Raw genomic sequence first — 266 nt, 5'->3', positions numbered from 1 at the left:
CGACAAAGCGACCAACTTCGACTCGATCCTCACGCGTGTCAAGGGCACCCAGGCGGAAGGGATTTTCTACGGCGGTTACTACGCCCAGGCTGGCGCGCTGCGCAAGCAGATGAAGCGCCTCGCGATGAATGGCTACCTGCTGGGCGGCGACGCCATGTGCAATGCCGAACTGGCTAAACTTGGCGGCGACGCGGTCGACACGCGCGTGTATTGCCCGCAAGGCGGCCCCGTTCTCGATCAAACACCGGAGGGGCGCCAGTTCAAGG

Annotated in this window: 1 pseudogene; it reads left to right on the top strand. The window is 63.5% G+C overall.

The window, feature by feature from the left end:
- Positions 1-266: pseudogene (locus tag SB764_RS40930) on the top strand (branched-chain amino acid ABC transporter substrate-binding protein); the annotation flags it as partial.

The sequence above is a fragment of the Paraburkholderia sp. SIMBA_027 genome (genome assembly GCF_046535315.1).
Lineage (GTDB): Bacteria > Pseudomonadota > Gammaproteobacteria > Burkholderiales > Burkholderiaceae > Paraburkholderia > Paraburkholderia tropica.
Note: the sequence above shows the minus strand (reverse complement) of the source record. Positions and strands in the feature narration are given on the sequence as shown.